General features: G+C 69.9%; 14 protein-coding genes. 6 read left to right on the top strand and 8 right to left on the bottom strand.

Annotated features, from left to right (window positions below; all coding sequences use genetic code 11):
- Positions 1–18: 18 nt before the first annotated feature.
- Genes ACWGIH_RS00765 through ACWGIH_RS00755 form a run of 3 tightly spaced genes read right to left on the bottom strand, consistent with a single transcriptional unit; the run spans position 19 to position 2,665 of the window.
- Complete coding sequence (locus ACWGIH_RS00765) at positions 19–1,221, bottom strand: thiolase family protein (RefSeq protein ID WP_453444053.1); 1,203 nt, start codon at positions 1,219–1,221, stop codon at positions 19–21.
- Positions 1,222–1,223: 2 nt separating this feature from the next.
- The gene (locus tag ACWGIH_RS00760) at positions 1,224–1,883 is read right to left on the bottom strand and encodes a CoA transferase subunit B (protein WP_453443973.1); all 660 of its coding nucleotides are present in this window, start codon (positions 1,881–1,883) and stop codon (positions 1,224–1,226) included.
- Positions 1,883–2,665, bottom strand: a complete 783-nt coding sequence (locus ACWGIH_RS00755; RefSeq protein WP_453443975.1) for a CoA transferase subunit A — start codon at positions 2,663–2,665, stop codon at positions 1,883–1,885. Before ACWGIH_RS00755 ends, ACWGIH_RS00760 begins: the two co-directional genes overlap by 1 nt.
- A 190-nt stretch (positions 2,666–2,855) precedes the next feature.
- Between ACWGIH_RS00755 and ACWGIH_RS00750 the strand changes: the two genes are divergently transcribed.
- On the top strand, positions 2,856–3,323 hold the full coding sequence (locus tag ACWGIH_RS00750; protein WP_453443976.1) for a MarR family winged helix-turn-helix transcriptional regulator: 468 nt from the start codon (positions 2,856–2,858) through the stop codon (positions 3,321–3,323).
- A 1-nt stretch (position 3,324) separates the two neighbouring features.
- Here ACWGIH_RS00750 and ACWGIH_RS00745 read toward each other — a convergent pair whose 3' ends face one another.
- On the bottom strand, positions 3,325–4,266 hold the full coding sequence (locus ACWGIH_RS00745) for a DUF3048 domain-containing protein (protein ID WP_453443977.1): 942 nt from the start codon (positions 4,264–4,266) through the stop codon (positions 3,325–3,327).
- 38 nt (positions 4,267–4,304) lie between these two features.
- The gene (locus tag ACWGIH_RS00740) at positions 4,305–6,098 is read right to left on the bottom strand and encodes a hydroxysqualene dehydroxylase (RefSeq protein WP_453443979.1); all 1,794 of its coding nucleotides are present in this window, start codon (positions 6,096–6,098) and stop codon (positions 4,305–4,307) included.
- Between the two features lie 455 nt (positions 6,099–6,553).
- Between ACWGIH_RS00740 and ACWGIH_RS00735 the strand changes: the two genes are divergently transcribed.
- The 4 genes from ACWGIH_RS00735 to ACWGIH_RS00720 are packed head-to-tail and all read left to right on the top strand — an operon-like array spanning position 6,554 to position 10,561.
- Positions 6,554–7,618: an ABC transporter substrate-binding protein gene (locus ACWGIH_RS00735; protein WP_453443981.1), complete on the top strand. Its 1,065-nt coding sequence runs from the start codon at positions 6,554–6,556 to the stop codon at positions 7,616–7,618.
- Positions 7,615–8,469: an ABC transporter permease gene (locus ACWGIH_RS00730; protein ID WP_453443983.1), complete on the top strand. Its 855-nt coding sequence runs from the start codon at positions 7,615–7,617 to the stop codon at positions 8,467–8,469. Before ACWGIH_RS00735 ends, ACWGIH_RS00730 begins: the two co-directional genes overlap by 4 nt.
- Positions 8,445–9,242, top strand: a complete 798-nt coding sequence (locus ACWGIH_RS00725; RefSeq protein WP_453443985.1) for an ABC transporter ATP-binding protein — start codon at positions 8,445–8,447, stop codon at positions 9,240–9,242. Before ACWGIH_RS00730 ends, ACWGIH_RS00725 begins: the two co-directional genes overlap by 25 nt.
- Positions 9,239–10,561, top strand: a complete 1,323-nt coding sequence (locus ACWGIH_RS00720) for an LLM class flavin-dependent oxidoreductase (RefSeq protein WP_453443987.1) — start codon at positions 9,239–9,241, stop codon at positions 10,559–10,561. Before ACWGIH_RS00725 ends, ACWGIH_RS00720 begins: the two co-directional genes overlap by 4 nt.
- Before the next feature lie 9 nt (positions 10,562–10,570).
- Here ACWGIH_RS00720 and ACWGIH_RS00715 read toward each other — a convergent pair whose 3' ends face one another.
- Complete coding sequence (locus ACWGIH_RS00715) at positions 10,571–11,632, bottom strand: ATP-dependent DNA ligase (protein ID WP_453443988.1); 1,062 nt, start codon at positions 11,630–11,632, stop codon at positions 10,571–10,573.
- Between the two features lie 73 nt (positions 11,633–11,705).
- Here ACWGIH_RS00715 and ligD point away from each other — a divergent pair, with 73 nt between their 5' ends.
- A complete protein-coding gene (gene ligD / locus ACWGIH_RS00710) occupies positions 11,706–12,719 on the top strand; it encodes a non-homologous end-joining DNA ligase (RefSeq protein ID WP_453443990.1) in 1,014 nt (337 codons plus the stop codon).
- 103 nt (positions 12,720–12,822) lie between these two features.
- Here ligD and ACWGIH_RS00705 read toward each other — a convergent pair whose 3' ends face one another.
- Both ACWGIH_RS00705 and ACWGIH_RS00700 read right to left on the bottom strand, forming a co-directional pair.
- Positions 12,823–15,024 carry an OmpL47-type beta-barrel domain-containing protein gene (locus ACWGIH_RS00705; RefSeq protein WP_453444055.1) on the bottom strand — a complete coding sequence of 734 codons (2,202 nt, stop codon included), beginning with the start codon at positions 15,022–15,024 and terminating at the stop codon, positions 12,823–12,825.
- The gene (locus ACWGIH_RS00700; RefSeq protein ID WP_453443992.1) at positions 15,024–17,570 is read right to left on the bottom strand and encodes a ThuA domain-containing protein; all 2,547 of its coding nucleotides are present in this window, start codon (positions 17,568–17,570) and stop codon (positions 15,024–15,026) included. Before ACWGIH_RS00700 ends, ACWGIH_RS00705 begins: the two co-directional genes overlap by 1 nt.
- Between the last annotated feature and the right edge of the window lie 64 nt (positions 17,571–17,634).

Raw genomic sequence — 17,634 nt, 5'->3', positions numbered from 1 at the left:
GGGAAGGGGGGCTGCGGGTCAGCGTTCGAGGACCAGGGCCAGGCCCTGGCCGACACCGATGCAGAGTCCGGCGACGCCCGTGCCCGAGCCGCGCCGGGCGAGCTGGTGGGCGACGGTCCCGGCGAGTCGCGCGCCGGACGCGCCGAGCGGATGGCCGAGCGCGATCGCGCCGCCGAGCGGGTTGAGGACGGCCGGGTCGAGGTCGGGCCATTCGGCCGCGCACCCCAACACCTGGGCTGCGAAAGCCTCGTTCAGCTCGAGCGTGCTCAGGTCACCGAAGGTCCTGCCCGCCTTGGCGAGGGCGCGGTTGACGGCTTCGACCGGCGCGAGGCCGAAGTAATGCGGCTCGGTCGCGGAGACGGCGGACGCCGAAACGCGGGCCAGCGGCTCTCGGCCCGTCGCCCGCAGGCCTTCCTCGTCGACCAGGAGCAGCGCGGCCGCACCGTCGTTGAGCGGCGAGGCGTTGCCCGGTGTGACGGTCCCGTCCGTCGTGCGGAAGGACGGTTTGAGCCTGGCCATGGCCTCGAGCGAGGCGTCGGCGCGTACGCACTCGTCACGTGCGAAGAGGACGGGCTCGCCCTTGCGCTGCGGTAGGGAGACCGGAGAGATCTCCGCGTCGAACAGGCCCTCCCGCTGTGCTGCGGCGGCTTTCTGATGGCTGCTCAGGGCGTACGCGTCCTGCTGCTCGCGGGTGATCCCGTGCTTGTCCGCGATGAGTTCGGCGCTCTCGCCCAGCGGGACCGTCCACTGCGGCTCCATCCTCGGATTGACCATGCGCCAGCCCAGAGTGGTGGAGTACAGCTCGGTGTGCCCGGCGGGGAAGGGGCGGTCGCTCTTCGGCAGGACGTAGGGGGCGCGGGTCATCGACTCGACCCCGCCGGCCAGGGCGATGGAGACGTCGCCGAGCGCGATGGCCCGCGCCGCCTGGATGACCGCTTCGAGCCCGGAGGCGCAGAGCCGGTTGACGGTCACGCCCGGCACCGTCACGGGGAGACCGGCGAGCAGGGCGGCCATGCGGCCGACGTTGCGGTTCTCCTCGCCCGCGCCGTTCGCGTTGCCGAAGTAGACGTCGCCGATCCGGGAGGCGTCCAGGTCCGGCGTACGGGCGAGAAGCGAACGGATCGCGTGCGCGCCGAGATCGTCAGGCCGGACCCCCGCGAGTGCGCCGTTGTACTTGCCGACGGGGGTGCGTACGGCGTCGACGATGTAGACGTCGCGCAGGCTCATGACGGGGTTCCTTCGGAGAGGGCTTCGGGGACGCGGACCCTGGCCGCGGCCTTGGCGGCGATCTCCTCGGGTGTGACACCGGGCGCCGTCTCGACCAGTTCCAGGCCGGTTCCGGTGACGTCCAGGACGCCGAGATCGGTGATGATCCGGTTCACGCAGCCCTTGCCGGTCAGCGGCAGCGCGCACTCCTGGAGGATCTTGGGGGAGCCGTCCTTGGCGGTGTGCGTCATCGCCACGATCACCGTGCGGGCGCCGTGCACCAGGTCCATGGCGCCGCCGATCCCCGTGATCATCTTGCCGGGGATCGCCCAGTTGGCCAGGTCTCCGCGCGCGGAGACCTGCATGGCGCCGAGCACGGCGACATCGATGTGACCGCCGCGGATCATCCCGAAGGACAGGGCCGAGTCGAAGTAGGAGGCGCCGGGGCGGACGGTGACCGTCTCCTTGCCCGCGTTGATCAGGTCCGGGTCCACCTCGGCGTCGGTGGGGTAGCGGCCCACGCCGAGGATGCCGTTCTCCGACTCCAGGGTGACCTCGACGCCCTCGGGGAGGTAGTTGGGGATCAGCGTGGGCAGGCCGATGCCCAGGTTCACGTACTGCCCGTCGCGCAGCTCGCGTGCGGCGCGTGCGGCCATCTGCTCTCGCGTCCAGGCCATCAGTCGTCCACCGTTCCTCGTGCCGGCGGCGCGGAGACCGTACGCCGCTCGATCTGCTTGTCGGCGGCCTGCTCGGGGGTGAGCTCGACGACCCGCTGGACGTAGATCCCCGGGAGATGCACGGCGTCGGGGTCGATCTCGCCCGGCTCCACCAGCTCCTCCACCTCGGCGATGGTGACCCGTCCGGCCATCGCGGCCAGGGGGTTGAAGTTGCGGGTGGACTTGTTGAACACGAGGTTCCCGTGCCGGTCGCCCCTGGCGGCCCGCACCAGGGCGAAGTCGGTCCGGATGCCGTGCTCCAGGACGTACTCCCGCCCGTCGAACTCCCGCACCTCCTTGGCCGGCGAGGCGAGCGCCACCCCGCCCGAACCGTCGTAGCGCCACGGGAGCCCGCCGTCGGCGACCTGCGTGCCCACCCCGGCAGGGGTGTAGAACGCCGGAATGCCGCAGCCTCCCGCGCGCAGCCGCTCGGCGAGCGTGCCCTGCGGGATCATCTCCACCTCCAGCTCACCGCCCAGGTACTGACGGGCGAACTCCTTGTTGCCGCCGATGTACGACCCGGTCACCCGCGCGACCCGGCCCGCCGAGAGCAGGACGGCAAGGCCCGACTCCATCGCCCCGCAGTTGTTGGACACCACCCGCAGGCCCGACACACCGGCCTCGTACAGCGCCGCGATCAGCACGCCGGGCACACCGCTCAGCCCGAACCCGCCGACCGCCAGGGACGAGCCGTCCCCCACATCGGCCACCGCGTCGGCGGCCGAGGCCACCACCTTGTCCATCTGTCGAGCCCCATCTCTTCCAGGCCTTCGATGCCCCGCCCATTAATCAGGGCACTGACTATTTCCACGAAGTTCGGCTTACGCTGCCACTCGTTCACTAAGCCGTCAAGGGCAGGTACTGTTCAGTGCACCTACAGAAATCACGGGCTCGAACAGCTCGACCGGCAGGCTCAAGGCAGTGGAGGAACTCATGGCCGCGGTGGACCTGACCACCCACCCCGGGCACCTGGCCCGGCGGCTGCAGCAGGCGCACTACCTGCTGTGGAACACGATGGTCTCCGAGGAGATCACCTCGCCGCAGTTCGCCGTCCTGAACGCGCTCGTCGCCGAGCCGGGCCTCGATCAGCGCACCGTCGGCGAGCGGGTCGGCCTCGACCGGTCCACCATCGCGGAGGTCATCAGCCGCCTGATGCGCCGCGAACTGCTCGACAAGGTCCGCGACCCGCAGGACGGCCGCCGGTATCTGCTGCACCTCACCGACGAGGGCAGGCGCACGCACCGCAAGCTGACGGTGCGGACGGCCCGGATGAACCAGGTCTTCCTCGGACCGCTCTCCGCCGCCGAGCAAACGGTGTTCTTCGACCTCATCCAGCGGGTCTCGGACGCGGCGGAGGGCCTGCGCAACCCCATCGAGCCGGTCGCGGCCCCCCAGGGCTGAGTCACGCCTTCGCGTACACCACCCACACCTGCCCCTTCGCGAACGGCAGCGGTTCGCCGTCGTCCGCCGTCGTGAACTCCGTGCCGTCCTGCGGAGCGGACCGCTCCCAGCGCGCCTCGTAGGCACGGCCGTCCCGCGAAACCCGCGCCTTGCCGGAGCCGACCGTCTCGGTGAACGGCGTGTTGTTGCCCCCGCGGTCGTGGAACTGCGACGCGCGCACCTTCACGTACTGCACGACGACCGTCGACGCGCCGAGTGTCCTGCCGCCCGCCGTGCGGGCCCGTTCGCCGTCCATGGAGACCAGCCAGCGCTTCTGCTCGGCGGCCCAGGTGAAGGTGAACCGCGCCGCCGGGAAGCGGACGGTGCGCTCACGTTCCGGTGTGCCGCCCTTCGGGCGCGGGCCGAAGCTGAAGCCCGTGCTCTCCAGGCCCCCGTCGCCCGGATCGGCGTCCAGCGCCTTCGGGCGTACGAAGAGGTTGTGCGGGGCCGGCTTGTCGGCGCCGCGGAAATAGGCGTCGCCCGGCGCCTTGCCGGGCGACAGCTGACGCAGGGGAGCCGCCGAGATCAGCGGGAGGAGCTTCGACTGCGCCCCGGAGAACACGAGAGCCGCGTCGTCGAACTGCCGCAGCAGCTCCAGATCCGTCTCCCGCGCGCTGCGCACCGGGCCGATGACCGGCGGCAGCCGGCCCGCGTACACCGCCATCAGGCGGCTGAGCCCGGCCTCGACCTGCTCCGCGTACACGAGGTCCGCCGCGTCCAGGCCCGTCTGCGGGCGGGCCGGACCCACGTTGTCGATCTTCACGGCGAGCACGCGTCCTCCCTCGCCGGCGGAGGGCCCCTTCCCGTCCGTGTTGCTCAGCGTGCAGCCGGGTGCCAGCGCCAGGGCGGCGACGGCCGCCACCACCGCCACCGTCGTGCGTCGTGTCCGTGTCCGCGTTCCCATACGGGTGTCCTACCCCGTACGCACCTGCTTTCCCGCTCTCAGCCCAGATCGAGGGCGTTGCGCAGGCCGAGCCGGTAGCGGGTGCGGTCGTGGCGCTTGAGCAGCTCGATCGCCGGAGCGCGGTACAAGGAGGTCACCGTGCAGGGCTCGGCATCCGAACCGACCCTCTCCAGGACGGCGTTCACCGCTTGGCGCGCCGATGTGTTGGCGCCCTCCATGGTCGCGAGGTCGATCGGCACGGCCACGTAGTCGCCCGCCAGACAGAGGTTGGGGATCTTCGTCGCCGCCGACGGGCGGTTGTGCAGGGTGCCGACCGGGTGGATGAGCAGCTCGTCCTCGTTGGTCGGATCCGGCGTCCCGATGCCGTCGACGCCGGGGTCGAGGAACCACGAGTGCAGCTTGCCGTCGCTCAGGACCACCTTGCCGGTGTCGTTGAGGGCGGCCTTGAGCTGCGCCCACACCTCCTTGGCGACCTCGTCACGTGTGCACTGCTTGGCGGTCTTGCCGTAGAGGATCCCCGGCTTGTCCCACTCGGAGATGTCCACGGAGAGGCACTCGACCGCGACACCGTCGCCGTAGTCCGCCGCGAAGTCGCGGTCGGGCCAGTGGCCCGCCTGGGCGACACCCGTGAGCGACCAGGGCGAGTCGATGCAGTTGAAATGACCCTTGACGGTGGGCGGACGCTCCGTCAGATAGAACTGGATTCCTGTCATCCAGTCCGTCTCCAGCTTGTCGCAGCGCGCCAACTGCGGGTCGGCCGACCTCAGTTCCGCGCCCCAGGTCTCGCGCGCGTGCTCCACCGGCATGGCCTGGATGTAGTGGTCGGCGGTGATGTCGCGGCGTACGCCGTCGGGATCCTCGATGACGGCCTTGGAGATGCGACCGTCCGCGAAGCCCAATTGGCGCACGCTCCAGCCGATCCTGAACTCCACGCCGAGGGACTTCAGATGGGTCACCCAGGGGTCGATCCACGCCTCGTTCGTCGGCGCGTTCAGGAGCCGGTCCGGCGGTCCGTCCGCGCCCTGCCCGAGCGCGTTGAAGACGAAGGCCTCGCCGAGCGTGCCGACGGTGCGGGTGCTCGCCTCCTCGGCCTTGGTGGCGACGATGTTGCGGGTGACGCCGATCGCGAGAATGCGCTGGTAGTCCTTCGACATCTTCGCGGCGCGCGTGAACTCCCACCAGGGCATCGACTCCCAGGTGCGGTCGCGGCGTTCGTCGCAGCTCGTGAGGAAGACCAGGGCGCGGTTCACGAAGTACGCGACCTCGTGCGCGGGCAGGTTGAAGGCGGTGTCGAGGAGCGCGGTCAGGGCCCGCGCGATGTCGTCCAGGGTGAGCTTCTCCGGCTCGCTGCCCGGCCACGGGATCGGCATCCGGATGTCCTCGCGTCCGGTGCGCGCGAACGACATCTCGCGCGGCGCCGCGAGGTTGTCCCAGACGCCGTTCGCGTTCCCGGGGAAGGGGATGCGGCGCATCGTGTCCGGGAGGTTGTGGTAGATCCCCGGGATGAACCGGAACCCGTGCTCGCCCGGCAGCGGCTTCCGGTTGCCCTTCGCGCTGTCCGGTACGTCCATGCTGCGGGCCTTGCCGCCGAGCGCCCTGCGCTCGTAGACCGTGACGGCGAAGCCGCGCTCGGCCAGCTCGTGCGCGGCGGTCAGTCCGGCGACGCCGCCACCGAGCACGGCCACGGAGATCTTCGCCGGATCCGCCCGCGGGGCCCGGTCCGCGGCCGCCGCCGGAAGCGCCCCCGCGCCGAGCGCCGCCACGCCGCCCGCGGCGGCCGCCCCCGCGACGAACGTCCGCCTCGTGCTGCCCGCAGCTCCCGAGTACCCCATGCGTCGGCCCCCTTACCGTAAGTAACTCCCGTGTCAGGCGCAGGAGCTTACGGATGGCACTCACGGGGCGGAAGCGGCACGAGGTCACGGGCGCGAACATTGGCGCGATTGCGTTCCGTGCACGGTGGTGACGGGGCACCGCGGGGTGGTGTGACGTGCGTATGGCCGGAGTGCGAAGGCTGCGTTTCCGCAAAGCCGGTGCGGGCGCGATGGCTTGACCCTCTCTTGATGCCGTGGTTAGTTTCGACGCCATGCGAATATCCCGGCGGTTCAAGCAGCGGCGCGCTGTTGATCTGATGCGCGTGGCCGCCGCTCTGTGTAGCTGACCTCAGGAACGCAGGTTTCGCCGCGCACAGCGGCGCACCTGGCAGCGCGCGTTTCCTCGTGGGAAGCCGCAGGGAAATCTCCTGCCGGTCTTCCCCTGCCGTGTAGGTCCGCACTCCGGGAAAGAACTCATGCCCACACATATACGGGCGGCGCTCGGCGCTGCCCTCATCGTCCCCTTGCTCCTGGCCGGTTGCGCAGACAACGCCACGTCGACCACGACCGTCGACGCCAAGCAGGTCTCCGCCAAAATCCCGGCGAAGGTGGATCCGAACACCACCCTCACCATCGGGGCGCCGGAATCCCAGGTCGCCCTGAAACTCTCCGGACAGCTCGACAAGCTGCCCTTCAAGGTGAAATGGGCCAACATCAGCGGCGGCCCCCAGTGCTCAGAGGCATTCCGGGCGAATTCCCTCGACGTGTGCTCGGCGGCGGAAATCCCGTCCATTCACGCCCACTGGACGGGACTCGACACGAAATTGGTCGCCGCGAAATTCCGGAAGGACCCGCTGAAGCACCCCACGTACGAAATCGGCATCGCGCCCGGCGCGGACATCGACACCTTGAAGGACCTGCGCGGAAAGAAGATCGCCTACAGCCCGGGGCAGGCGCAGGGCGCCCTGGTCCTGCGCATCCTCGCCAAGGCCGGGCTCGCCAAGGACGACGTGGAGCTCGTCGAGCTGCCGAGCACCGGCGACGTCTACCCGTCCGCCCTCGGCAACGGCCAGGTCGACGCGGCGCCCCTCGGCGGGGTCAACATCAAGCGCTATCCCGCGAAGTACGGCAAGGACGGCGCGAAGACCATCCAGCACGGCCTGCGGGACGATCCCGGGCACCTGTGGGTGCCGACCGAGTCGGTGGAGGACCCGCAGAAGGCCGCGGCCATCAGGGAGTTCGTGAAGGCCTGGGCACGCGCCGCCGAGTGGGCCGACAAACATCCCGACGAGTGGATCGCCGGCTACTACGTCAAGGATCAGGGCCTGACCCGCGCGGACGGCGAGTACCTGGTCAAGGGAATCGGCCATCCGGACATCCCGGCCGACTGGACCGCCGCCATCGCGCGCCAGCAGGACACCGTCGACCTGCTCGCGAAGGAGACCGGCAAGGAGACCTTCGATGCGGAGGTCCTCTTCGACCGACGCTACGAATCGGTTGCCGCGGATGCCGTCAAATCCGGTGCGGGGGAGGGAACATGAGCGCCGAGGCCCCCGCTCTGACCAAGACCGCCCCACACGCCGAGCCCGTGGCCGGCGTCCGCCGCAAGCCGCGCCGCCGCAGGCTGGGCCCCGGCAGGCCCATCCCGTACGGCTGGGCCATCGGCCCCCTGCTGCTGCTCGCGCTCTGGTCGGCTGGATCGGCCGCCGGATTCATCGACGCCCGTAACCTCTCCGCGCCCTGGACCGTGGTGAGCACCGCCGGTGATCTGATCGCCGAGGGGCGGCTCCAGTCGAACCTCGCCACCTCCGCCCAACGCGCCGCCCTCGGGCTGCTGTTCGGCACCGCGGCCGGACTCGCGCTGGCGATCACCGCCGGACTCAGCAGGATCGGCGAGGGCATCATCGACGGACCCGTGCAGATCAAGCGGGCCATCCCCTCGCTCGCGCTGATCCCCCTGCTCATCCTCTGGTTCGGCATCGGCGAGTCGATGAAGGTCATCACCATCGCGCTCGGCGTGTTCGTGCCCGTCTACATCCACACCCACAACGGCCTGCGGACGATCGACGGCCGCTACGCCGAACTCGCCGAGACCGTCGGGCTCTCACGCTCCGGGTTCGTGCGCCACGTCGTCCTGCCGGGAGCGCTGCCGGGCTTCCTGCTCGGCATGCGGTTCGCGGTCACCGCGGCGTGGCTCTCGCTCGTCGTGGTCGAGCAGGTCAACGCGACGAGCGGCATCGGCTACATGATGGAGCTCGCCCGCACCTACGGGCAGACCGACATCATCATCGTCGGCCTCGTCGTGTACGGCCTCCTCGGTCTCGTCTCGGACGCACTCGTACGGCTCGTGGAGAGGAAGGCGCTGTCATGGCGACGCACATTGGCGGGCTGACGGTCCGCATCGAGAACCTCGTCCGCTCGTTCGGCGAGAGAAGAGTCCTGGACGGCCTCGAACTCAACATCGCAGCAGGGGAGTTCGTCGCCCTCCTGGGCCGAAGTGGCTCCGGGAAATCCACGCTCCTCCGGGCGCTCGCCGGACTCGATCACGAGGTCGAGGGGAGCGGCGACCTCGCGGCGCCCGGTGATGTCTCGGTGGTCTTCCAGGACGCACGGCTGCTGCCGTGGAAGCGGGTCCTGGACAACGTCGCCCTCGGCCTGACGGGCGCCGGGGCACGGGAGCGGGCGCATGCGGCCCTCGCCGAGGTGGGTCTGGCGGGCCGGGAGGACGCCTGGCCCGCGGACCTGTCCGGCGGCGAACAACAGCGGGTCTCGCTGGCCCGCTCCCTGGTCCGTGAGCCGCAACTCCTGCTCGCGGACGAGCCGTTCGGCGCCCTGGACGCGCTCACCCGCATCCGCATGCACGCCTTGCTGCGACGCCTCTGCGAGGCACACCGCCCCGCCGTGCTCCTGGTCACCCATGACGTCGACGAGGCGATCGCGCTCGCCGACCGGGTGGTCGTCCTGGACGCCGGACGCATCGCGGCCGACGTACGGGTGGAGCTTCCCGCGCCGCGCGCACAGGGGAGCCAGGAGTACGTGGCGCTGCGGGGGCGGCTGCTGCGGCAACTGGGGGTCGATCCGGCCGAGGGCGACCCCGCACGGACCGACCCCGCACGGATCGACGCCGGCGAGCACGCCCGCAAGGAAGAGGTGGCCGTCGCATGAGCCCTCGCGAGCTGCACCTCAACCTCTTCGTCTACCCCGGCGGGCACCACGAGGCCGCCTGGCGGCACCATGCGTCCGATCCCGCACGGATCCTGGACATCGACTTCTACCAGGACCTCGCACGGCGCGCGGAGGCCGCCACCTTCGACGGGGTCTTCTTCGCCGACGGCCCGGCGCTCGCCGACAACGTCCGCCACGCGAGCCGATTCCGCCTGGAGCCCTTCACTTGGCTCTCCGCGATCGCCGCCGTCACCTCAAGGATCGGCCTCATCGCGACGGCGTCCACCACCTACAGCGAGCCCTACAACCTGGCCCGCCTCTTCGCCTCGCTCGACCATCTCAGCCGGGGGCGCGCGGGCTGGAACATCGTCACCACCGGAGCCCCGCAGGCCGCCCTGAACTTCGGCCTCGACGCGCACCCCGTGCACGCCGAACGGTACGACAGGGCAAGGGAGTTCCTCGACGTCGTCACCAAGCTCTGGGACAGCTGGGAGGACGACGCGCTCGTCGTCGACCAGAAGACCGGGCTCTTCGCGGACACCGACCGCATCCACGCCATCGACCACGAGGGGCCGCGCCTCAAGGTGCGGGGCCCGCTCAACACGCCGCGCACACCGCAGGGCCGCCCCGTCTACGTACAGGCGGGCTCGTCGGAAGACGGCCGCGCCTTCGCCGCCCGGTACGCGGAGGCGGTGTTCACCGCGCACCAGACCCTCCGCAACGGACAGGACTTCTACGCCGACCTCAAGAAGCGGGCCGCGGGGCTCGGGCGCGACCCGGGCAAGGTGCTCGTCCTGCCCGGCATCAGCCCCTTCATCGGCTCCACGGAGGCCGAGGCGCGCGCCCTGCAGGACGAGTACAACGAACTCACCCAGCCCGAGTACTCCTTGCAGCTCCTGCACCGCATGCTGGGGCTGCGCCTGACCGCCGAGCAACTGGACGGTCCCGTGCCGCGTGAGCTCATCGAGACCGGCGGTGAACGCGGCAACGGCAGCCGCTTCCAGGTCATCCTCGACATCATCGACCGCGAACAGCCCACCGTACGGGCCCTGTTGCACCGCCTGGCCGGGGCCCGCGGGCACCGTGTCATCGCGGGCACGCCGGAGCAGGTGGCCGACCAGATCCAGGAGTGGTTCGAGCAGGGCGCCGCGGACGGGTTCAACGTGATGCCGCCGGGGCTGCCCGGCGACTTCGATCTCTTCGCCGACCACGTCGTGCCGATCCTGCGCGAGCGCGGTCTCTTCCGCACCGCGTACGCGGGCACGACGCTGCGCGACCACTACGGCCTCGCACGCCCGGAGAGCCAGTACGCCGGTTAGGGGGTGGCGTCAGCGCAGCACATCCGCCAGGTCGTACCGGACCGGCTCCTCCAGCTGGGCGAACGTACAGCTGTCGGGGGTGCGGTCCGGTCGCCAGGTGCGAAAGCGCGCGGTGTGCCGGAAGCGCTGCCCGTTCTCCATGTGGTCGTACGCCACCTCGCAGACGCGCTCGGGGCGCAGCGGCACCCAGGAGAGGTCCTTCTTGCCCGTCCAGCGGCTCGGCGCGCCCGGCATCCGGGACGTCTCGTGCGCGGACTCGTCCCCCCAGGCGGCCCAGGGGTGGTCCTCCGCCGACTCGAGACGCAGCGCTTCGAGCTCGTCGATCCGCTCCGCGCGCCGCCGCATGGAGAACGCGGCGCAGACGCCGACGTGCTGCAGGGTGCCCGCGTCGTCGTACAGGCCGAGGAGGATCGAGCCGACCACGGGGCCGCTCTTGTGGAAGCGGTAGCCGGCGACCACGCAGTCCGCCGTGCGCTCATGCTTGATCTTGAACATGAGGCGTTCGTTCTGCCGGTACCGCAGGTCGAGCGGCTTGGCGATGACACCGTCCAGGCCCGCCCCCTCGTACTGCTCGAACCACTCCTGGGCCAGCTCCGCGTCCAGGGTCGAAGGCGCGAGGTGGACGGGGGCGCTCACGCCTTCCAGGGCCTCGGCCAGCCGTGTGCGGCGCTCGGTGAGGGGCGTGTCCAGGAGGTTCTCGTCGCCGGCCGCCAGGAGGTCGAAGGCCACGAAGGACGCCGGGGTCCGCTCGGCGAGGGTGCGCACCCGGGACGCGGCCGGGTGAATGCGTTCCGTGAGGGCGTCGAAGTCCAGGTGGCCGTCCCGGGCGATCACGATCTCGCCGTCCAGGACGCAGCGGCCGGGCAGCCGGTCGCGCAGGGCCTCGGCCAGCTCCGGGAAGTAGCGGGTCAGCGGCTTGCCCGTACGGCTGCCGAGCTCCAGGTCGGCGCCGTCCCGGAAGACGATCGCGCGAAAGCCGTCCCACTTGGCCTCGTACTGCATGCCCGGCGGGATCCTCGCCACGGGTTTGGCGAGCATGGGCTTGACGGGGGGCATCACCGGCAGATCCATGCTCCGATTCTGGGCCCATACGACACTTTGCGCCCGGTATGCGACTTGCCTCAGTTACGCCTAGCGTGGCGGCATGGGTGGTAAAGCGGTGGAGCTCGACGCGGGCGGGCGTTCGGTGCGGCTCTCCAGTCCGGACAAGGTCGTCTTTCCGGAGCGGGGCTTCACCAAGCTGGACGTCGCCCGCTACTTCATCGCGGTCGGCGACGGGATCGTGCGCGCCCTGCGGGACCGCCCCACGACGCTCCAGCGCTTCCCGGACGGCGTCGCCGGCGAGTTCTTCTACCAAAAACGCGTCCCCAAGAGCCACCCCGACTGGATCCCCACGGCCACCATCGCCTTCCCCAGCGGCCGCACCGCCGAGGAGATGTGCCCCACGGAAGTCGGCGCGGTCGTCTGGGCCGCCCAGTTCAACACGCTGACCTTCCACCCCTGGCCGGTGCGGCGCGGCGACACCGACCACCCCGACGAACTCCGCATCGACCTCGACCCCCAGCCCGGCACGGACTACGCCGACGCGGTCCGCGCCGCGCACGAGCTGCGTGCCGTTCTCGACGAGTACGGCCTCCAGGGCTGGCCCAAGACGTCCGGCGGTCGCGGCCTGCACGTCTTCGTGCCGATCGAACCGCGGTGGGACTTCACCGGGGTGCGGCGTGCCGTGATCGCCTGTGGCCGCGAGCTGGAGCGCCGCATGCCGGACCAGGTCACCACCGCGTGGTGGAAGGAGGAGCGGGGCGAGCGGATCTTCGTCGACTACAACCAGGCCGCCCGCGACCGCACCATCGCCTCCGCCTACTCGGTGCGCCCCCGGCCGAACGCCCCCGTCTCGGCGCCGCTGAGCTGGGACGAGATCGACGACGCGGTGCCCGAGGACTTCGACATCGGCACGATGCCGGAGCGGTTCACCCGGCTCGGCGACGTGCACGCGGACATGGAGAAGCACGCCTTCACCCTGGACGCGCTCCTCGAACTCGCCGCCCGGGACGAACGGGACCACGGCAGCGGCGACCTGCCCTATCCGCCGGAGTACCCGAAGATGCCGGGCGAGCCCAAGCGGGTTCAGCCGAGCCGGGCCAGGCACGAGGACTGACGCCACGGGGAAAGCCGACGGCCCCCGCGCCCCAGGAATGCTGACGGGGTGCGGGGGCCGAAGCCGGTCCGGTCAGGGGAAGACCGGACCTGTCAGGAGGCGATCACAGCTCCTTGATCCTGATGTCCCGGTACGAGATCACATCCGTGACCCCGTGCACCTGGAGCCCGACATAGCCGGACGAGTAACGCCGTCCGTCCGTGCCCGGGTCGTCGCCACGCGGCGGCGTGAAGACCTGGCCGCCCGTGTTGTCGAACTCGTTGATCAGGACGCCGTTGCGGTAGATCGAGTAGTGCTGGTCCACCACCTTGATCTCGTAGTCGTTCCACGTGCCCTTCGGGGTGACCCCGGCGCCGCCGAGACCCACCCGGTCGAAGCCGTAGATCGACCCCGTCTTGTACATGTCGCCGTCAGGCCGGTCGAGCATCTGCACCTCGTGCCCGTACTTGATGGCGACCCACTCCGGACGTGACTCCTCCGGGTGGTCGTGGACCTGCGGGAAGCGCACGAAGGCGCCGCCGTTGGCGTTTCCGTTGCCCGGCGCGTCGTCCCGCCACTGCAGCTTCAGCGAGAAGTCGCCGTACTTGCGCTCGGGGAACCACAGCATGCCCATGCCCTCGACGGTGGTGCTGCTGGTGATCGAACCGTCGGGGTTCAGGCCGAACTTGCCGCCGCCGACCTGCTCCCACTTGTTCAGGGACTCCTGGGTGCCGTCGAAGATCTTGCGGTAACCCTCGGTCTGGCCGGGCTTGCCGATGCCGGACTGCTTGGCGGCCTTGTTGATCTTGTTGTACTCGCGCTGGTCGATCTCACCGGCCTTCAGGAGCTTGTCCGTGACGCTCTTGACGTGCTTCAGGAAGAGCGCGTGGGAGGTCCACTCCTTCTCGTCCTCGATCATCTCGTTGATGCGGCACCGGTTGTTGGTGACGCGGTTCGGGATGCCCGTGTCGACCGTGCCGACGATGACCGTGAGCCGCTCGTCGAACTCGGCGCAGTTGGGGGCCGGGACCCCGCCGCCCTCCGCGACGGTGAAGGAGACGTCCTTGGCCGCCGAGGTGTTGCCCGCCTTGTCGCTCGCGCGGTAGGCCACCGTGTGCCGGCCCACGCGGTCGACGACCACCGGGTCGGCGTACGCGAGATACGGGCCGCCGTCCAGGGAGTACTCGACCTTGTCGACACCGGAGTCGGCGTCGGTCGCGCTGACCGAGACCTTCGCCTTGCCGACGTACGCGCCGTCCGAGTTCTTGGTCCCGTCGACCTTCGCGGAGGTCTCCGGCGGCGTCTTGTCCTCGACCGGCGGCGTGACCACGGTGAACTCGACGGACTTCTCCGCAGCCTGGTTGCCCGCCTTGTCGGAGGCCCGGTAGCGGATCTTGTGCGCGCCCGCCGCGTGGACCATGACCGGCGCGGTGTACGCCGTCCACTCGCCGCCGTCGCCGACCGCGTACTCGATCTTGTTGACGCCGGATCCGGTGTCGGACGCCGTCACGGTGACGGTGGCCATCCCGAGGTACTCGCCCTTGTCGTTCTTCTCGCCGGTCACGGTGGCCGACGTCTCCGGTGGCGTCTTGTCGTCGGTCGACGGCGGGACCACCGTGAAGTCGACGGATTTCTCCGCCGCCACGTTGCCCGCCTTGTCGCTCGCGCGATAGCGGATCTTGTGGGTGCCGACCTGGTCGACGACCACGGGCGCCGTGTACGGCTGCCAGGCGCCGTCCGCGCCGACCGCGAACTCGGTCTTGTCGACGCCCGAACCCGCGTCGGTCGCCGTCACCGCGACGGTGGCGGAACCGACGTACGCGCCATCCGCGTTGGTCTGCCCCTCGACCTTGGCGGCCGTCTCGGGAGCGGTGGTGTCCTCGCCGCCGCCCTCGGTCACCACGAGGATGCCCTGCATCGAGCCGTGGCCGGGGATCGTGCAGTGGTAGCGGTACCGGCCGGGCGTCAGGGTGACCTCGGCCGTGTGCTTGCCGCCCTGGTCGTCGTTCGGGTTTGCCAGGATGTTCAGCGGTACGTCGTTGTTGTACTCGGGGTCCGAGACGTCGAACGTCAGCGTGTGCGGCATGCCGGTGTTGTTGCCGGTCGCCTCACTGTTCTCGAAGACGATCGTCGTCGCGCCCGCGACCGCCGTGGCGGGCGCGGAGGCGTACTTGTCGATCGCGTTGTCCGCGGTCCAGGTCAAGGTCTGGGCCGCGGCACGGCCCGGGTTGTCGGGCTGGCTCGCCGCCGTGGAGGTCAGGCCGAGCACCATCAGGAGCGACGCGAGAAGCGCCGTCCAGAGTCTTCGCTTGCGTACCGCCCGCATCATCCGGCCTTCCTTGCGAGGTCCTTGGCGGCCGGCGTGGCCGCTCCGCCCGAATAAGTGACGCGCCACAGCGCCGACTTGGAGTCCGAGGTGAAGAAACCACGGCCGTAGTCGAGTACGTACAGCGAGCCGTCGGGAGCGAACTTCCAGTCCATGAGGTTCTTGATGCCGTCGTTGCCGATCGGAATGATCTTCTTCAGGGACTCGGCGTGCGTGGGCAGGCCGCCGCTGCCGACCGTCTTCGGATCGGTCAGGACCGCGTGCCGGGGCTGGTCGGCGTCGTAGAAGTCACCGACGAACCACTTGCCGTCCCAGTACGAAGGCCACTTGTCCGCGCTGGTGTTGGACGCGTCGAAGCGGTAGACCGGGCCGTTCATCGTGGCCTGGCCGCCACCCTTGAGCCACGGCAGGAGAATCTTCTGCTCCTCCGTCTTGTAGCTCGGGACGCCCTTCGCGTCGCGCGGGTAGTCGACGCCGCCGCCCTGTGGCGAGTACCAGATGTTGTTGGGCTCGGCCGGCGGGATGTTGACCAGACCGTCGTTGTTGGGCGACTCGTTCTTGAGGTTCTTGCAGTCGTACCAGCCGAGCGGCTTCGTCGGGTCCGGCAGATTGCGGTCACGGTAGGGCTGGTTGTTGCCCATGCAGTACGGCCAGCCGCGGTTGGAGGCGTGGGTGATGGCGGCGAACGTGTCGTACTTCGCCGGGCCCCACGTGGTCGACGGCGCGCCCGCGTCCGGGCCGACCCAGCCCGCGTAGAGCGTGTCGGTCTTCTTGTCGATGGAGATGCGCGCGGGGTTCCTGACGCCCATCACATAGATCTCGCCACGCGTCTTGCCGCCGCCCTCGTCCGGCTCCTTGCCGGTGAAGAGGTTGCCAGAGGGAAGCGTGTACGTCCCGTCGTCCTCCGGGTGGATGCGCAGGATCTTGCCGTTGAGGTTGTTCGTGTTGCCCGCGGTGCGGCGCGCGTCGGCGAAGGAGACACCCTTGAAGTTGGGCTCCGGGTTGTTGCCCGAGTATCCGTTGCTGAAGCCCGACGAGTTGTTGTCACCGGTCGCGATGTAGAGGTTGTTCTTGGAGTCCCAGGCCATGCCGCCACCCGCGTGGCAGCAACTGTGGATCTGCACCGGCCACTTGAGCAGGACCTTCTCGCTGGCGAGGTCCAGCTTGTTCGTGGTCTGGTCGAGCGTGAAGCGTGAGACGTAGCGCTCGGCCATGTGCGTCTCGCGGTTGATCTTCGAGTGGGGTGTGTAGTGCAGGTACACCCAGCCGTTCTGCTCGAACTTCGGATCCAGCTCGATGCCGAGCAGGCCTTCTTCGACCTTGATCAGCTCATCGCCGCCGCCTTTGTTGCCGAAGATGGTGAGCGCTCCGGCGAGGGTCGTCTTCTTCGTCTTGGGGTCATAGACGTGGATCTCGCCCTTGCCCTTGCCGATGTCCGGGTTGTTCCAGTCGGTGACGACCGGCTGGGAGGAGTCGGCGCCGCCGCGGCCGATGTAGAAGACGCGGCCGTCGGGCGCGGTGACCAGGCCGTGCGGCTCGCCGATCTGGTCGTTCTGGCCCGGCTGGTTGGGCTGGGTCAGGCGCGAGGCCTTGTAGTTGGCGGTGATGGTCGACTTGCAGTCGGCGCGGGAGATGCGGGTCGTCCAGTTCAGGGCGCCGCGCAGGTGCTGGCGGAAGTCCGTCTCGTCGTACGAGGCCGCCGTACCGCCCATGCCGGTGTAGAAGGCGCGCCCGCCGTCGTAGTCACGGCACCAGGAGATCGGGTGGTCCGCGCCGTTCTTGCTCTCACCGGGCTGGTACGTGGACTCCCGGACGCGGGCCACGGTGTGGACCTCGCCGGTCGGGTTCTTGGTCCAGTTCAGCCACTGGTCGGGACGCTTCCACTCGAGGGGCAGGTCCTTGGTGGCCGGATTCTCCCGGTCGCCGACCTCGACGGTGGCGCGCTGTACGTTCGTCGGGCTCGAATCGGCCGGGCGGGCACCGATCAGGCCGGTGAACCAGGTCGAGTACGGCTCGGCGCGCGCCGCGTCGTGGATGCCGAGGAAGCCGCCGCCGGCCTCCATGTATGCCTCGAGGCCCGCCTCCTGCTCGGGGTCGAGGACGTCACCGCCGCCGGTCAGGAAGGCGATCGCGTTGAACTTGCCGAGCTTGGCCTCGTTCGTGAAGACCGCCGGGTCGTCCGTCGCCTCGATCTTGAACCGCTGGGCGGTCGGGCCGGACTGCCCGATCTTCTCGATGGCCTCGATGCCGGCGTTCACGACCGGCGACTCGTCGCCGTCCGCCGCCGACCCGTGGAAGACGAGGACACGCACGTTCGCCTGGCCGGGCGGCGACGGCAGGGACATCGTTGTCAACGGTGGCTCGGGATAGGGCCGCGCGGTGGCGGCCTGTGTGGAGAGCGCGCCGGTGACCATGACCCCGGAGATCAGGGCGGCGGCCCAGGCGCGGCGTGTGCGGCTCCGGTTCCGGTCGTTGCGGTTCGGTCTGCGTCTGGCTCTGCTCAACCCTCTTACAGCCAAGGGCTCTTGATGCGGTGTGAGCCGCATGAGTACACCCACCCCTCGTCGGTCACAGCAACAGGCGCGGACGAAGCTAGACCTCTTTTTGCCA

This window comes from Streptomyces sp. NPDC054872, from assembly GCF_053610705.1.
This window is presented reverse-complemented; position numbering and strand designations above follow the sequence as displayed.